The organism is Streptomyces nogalater, from assembly GCF_039532885.1.
In the GTDB taxonomy this organism is placed as follows: Bacteria; Actinomycetota; Actinomycetes; order Streptomycetales; family Streptomycetaceae; genus Streptomyces; species Streptomyces nogalater.
In genome coordinates this window covers 1-3,555 of the sequence record NZ_BAAASM010000102.1, presented here as the reverse complement: position 1 = coordinate 3,555, position 3,555 = coordinate 1, and the positions used below count along the sequence as shown (strand labels likewise).

Genomic DNA, 3,555 nt, shown 5'->3' with positions numbered 1-3,555 from the left:
ACTCGATCCACGCATCCGGTTGGTCGGGGCTGCACAGGTCACCGCGGCCCGCCGCGACGTTGCGGTCGCCCATCCAGTCCAGCTGCTTGGGGCCGGGCCAGACCGTGCCCTCGGAGATGTTGTCGGTGCGCACCAGGTCCACCCAGTGCGGGTCGCAGTTGAACGACCACGTCTCGCGGGCCCGGAAGGTGGCATCCAGCACGTACTTGCCGGCCAGCTTGGTGGGGGCCAGCTCGAAGTACATGCGGTCGACGTAGCCGCCACCGCAGGTGTAGCCGTCGGCGGTACCGCACTTGCCGACGCCCTTGTCGCCGTCGAACATCCAGAACTTGTCACCGTCGGAGGACAGCTTCGTACGCTCCGAGACGCCCAGGCCGACCGAGGGGTCGATGTAGACGGGGTAGACGGTGTCCTTGCCGCGCAGCAGGTCCAGGTCCGGGTGGACCGTGACCGCGCCGTCGTCGACCTTCACCGGCAGTACTGCGGTGGCATCGCCGTTCCCCGGCTGCGACGGGTCGTCGTCGCCCTGCGCGCCGGCGTCGGTGGGGGCGGGGGCGTCGGTGCGCATCAGCTGGGTTTGCGGGCCGGTCTCGTCGTCGCCGGCGGAGTCCCACATCTGTCCCGCCGGGCCGCGGAAGACGGCGTTGCCGTCCTCGTCGACGGCGCGCAGGCCACCGCCCGCACCGGGGACGACGGACAGGCCGTCCCCGGACGCGGCGAGGGTGACCTGTTCCAGGGCGGGGTTCTGCGCCGCCTCGGGCGTTGTGACGACCAGGACCTCCCGGTAGCCCTCGGCGGTCGCCGTCAGCTGCAGGTCGACCCCGTCGAAGACGTCCGGATACGTGGCCGTCGGCCCGTCGAGCACCGGCTGCGGCAGGACCCCGGCCCAGTCCAGCGTGACCGACCGGCCGCCCTTGCCCAGACGGATCATGCCCGCACCCGGGCCGCCGCCGGAGAACGACAGATCCACCACAGCGCCCCGGGGAGCGACCCGCCCGTCCGCGCGCCGCTCCAGCACCGGATCGACCCCGCCCCAGCCGCCGTCCGCCTCTTTCACCCGCTGAGGAGTGGTGGACTGCGTGAGCGTGAACGAACCGTCCGGGTTCGCATGCGTGGTGGAGTACTCGGTTCGGTCCGCCGTCACCTCCACCTGCTCCCCCGAGGCCTGGGCCCGGGCCGACGCGGTGACCTCATCGATCTCCCCTGTCCCGGCGTCAGCGGTGACCGCCGACGCCGGTGACACGGAGACCGGCAGCACAGGCAGCGCCGAAACCACCAACGCCGCCGCCACACCCCCCAGAACCACTCCACGCGGTCTTCGTCCTCTCCACGACCGCCCCAAAGATCCCCACCAGTTGTCCACGGAACCCACCCCTGACACAGGACGCACAAATAACCCGCAAAGTAAATGCACCGTTACCCAGAGGCGTCAATCAAGTGTGTCCCGGGTCACAACAACATGGCTGAAAGCTGTTGACCTGCGCAGATAGCGACGCCACCCGATCGGGGAACGCGAACCGGCACCCTCCCTGACAGTCTGGTTCAGACCAAACATCGCCCTGCGTACAGACGCTTATACACACAAACGAACAGCGCCGGAGTGCGCCGGAGGCAGCCGTGAACAAGCACATGCCGCCCGCCGACCCGACCGTGAAGCCGGCCCGCGACGCCGGGTTCGCGGGAGGCGTGATCCTCACTGACAGCGAGTTGCAGCGGTCGGCGTTTGTGCGGATGCCGGGGGGGCGGGACGGGGTGTCGCCACCCTCGCGCGTCACGCCCCCTGTTTCTGAGCCTGAGGGAAAGGGTGAGTTCACGAGGCGTGGCCGCGCCCCGCTTCCCCGGCGTCTCGACCGTCCGGCCATGCCGCCGTCGCGGGCCGACCGGAAGACCAGAGCACGACGGCACTCACCCCCAATGCGGCAGCAATCCGGGCATCCGTCCGGTAACTCGGCTGCACGCCGGTGATTCGGACCACTTCCCCGCCACCACAGCCGAGCGCGGGCTACCGTTGGCCGGTGACAAAGCGAAGATCGGTTCGAATAGCGACCCTTGTGGCATCCGCTGTCACCGTGATGACCGCCTGTTCGCCGCCCTGGGCGCAGGACACCGCAGCAGCCGCGGACACCACCGCTGCCGCTGCCGCGTCACGGTGCACAGTGCCCCAGGTGATCGGCCATCGCGGCACTCCCGAGGACGAAAACACACTACGAGGACTACGGGACGCCGCCGGCGCCGGCGCAAGCGGCGTGGAGTTCGACGTGTGGTGGACCCAGGACGGCATACCAGTCCTCTCACACGATCCGACCGTCGACCGCACCACCACCGGGCACGGGCCCATCGCCGCGATGACAGCCTCTCAGGTACGGGCCCTGCGCACCAAGAGGGGCGAGCCGGTGCCGACCCTGAAGGAGGCGCTGAGCTTCACGGCCACGCGTCGCCTCACGGCGATGGTCGAGCTGAAACCGACGCCGACACCCCCGCAGCTGGACTCGCTGCTGTCCGTCATCCACGCAACCGGCGCAGCCCCCTACGTCATCGTGCACAGCTTCAACGCCGACGCGGTCGACGCCGTACGCCGGGCCGCACCCGAACTGCACACCGCGCTCACCCACGAGAAGACGCCGATCACGGGCAAGGAAGCGGCGCGGTACGGAACCTCGTTGAACGTCTCCCGCTTCCTCGCCACCCCGAATGCGGTCCGCGACTGGCACACCGCCGGGCTGAAGGTTTACACCTGGACGGCGAACTGGCCGCCGGCATGGGAAAAAGCGAAGGCCGCCGGCGTGGACGCGGTGCTCACCGACCGCGTGGAGCCCTACAAGGAGTGGGCCCGCACCGCGTGCGGCCCGACGGCGACAGCGGCACCGTAACGCCGAGCAGTGCGAAGTCCCCGCTGTCGTCAGTGCTTCAGGACTGGTGGGCCGCCAGAAGGTCTCGACCTCCTGGCGGCCCACCTTTGCATTCCTCCGCGCGCGGCGGGACCCGGTGGCGGGCTCTGTGAGACTGACGGCTCGGCGCAGAGGACCGCCCTGAAGTGCGCGTCCGCCGCACCGTCACACTCGCCCGGGCAGCCAGCGTTGCGGGGCCGGTCGGGCGCGTGGCCGAGGGCAACACGTCCGTACGAAGCCCGCCGCTGGCACCGGGCAGAAACCCTCTCCCCCGGCCGGCCGGGGTGGCCGTACATGACGCTGTGCCGCTGTCGGTCGCCCAGCATGGCCTCACGGACTGCGGTACCGGCACCATCGCCCGAAGGGGCCGGGCCCTACCGGGCTAGGGTGACGGTCACCGGCGCGTTGGGGCAGTTGCTGAGGGTCTTCGACAGGGCGGCTTCCTCACCGGTGTCAATGCTCAGGCCCCAGCGCGTCTTGTCGGCGACCCAGTCGGTGGCGTACTGGCAGCGGTAGCCGGCGGCCGGCGGCAGCCACGTCGCCGGGTCCTGGTCCGCCTTCGACCGGTTCGACGCGGCCGACACCGCGATCAATGCCCGCTCGTCGCCCAGGTCGTTGGCGTAGGCCTCCCGCTCCGCCGACGACCAGGCCAAGGCGCCGGAGTCCC

The 3,555-nt window shown here is 70.4% G+C and carries 2 protein-coding genes and 1 pseudogene; 1 reads left to right on the top strand and 2 read right to left on the bottom strand.

Annotation, left to right across the window (positions count from 1 at the left end; genetic code table 11):
* Window positions 1-1,150 (bottom strand): annotated as a pseudogene (locus tag ABD350_RS37860) (LamG domain-containing protein); the annotation flags it as partial.
* Between the two features lie 1,015 nt (window positions 1,151-2,165).
* Here ABD350_RS37860 and ABD350_RS37855 point away from each other — a divergent pair.
* Window positions 2,166-2,870 (top strand): glycerophosphodiester phosphodiesterase, encoded by a 705-nt coding sequence (locus ABD350_RS37855; protein WP_344354013.1) that lies wholly within the window; start codon window positions 2,166-2,168, stop codon window positions 2,868-2,870.
* Between the two features lie 392 nt (window positions 2,871-3,262).
* Here the strand turns inward: ABD350_RS37855 and ABD350_RS37850 are convergent.
* Window positions 3,263-3,555, bottom strand: a 293-nt coding sequence (locus ABD350_RS37850; RefSeq protein ID WP_344354010.1) for a GmrSD restriction endonuclease domain-containing protein, incomplete at its 5' end; no start/stop codon positions are given.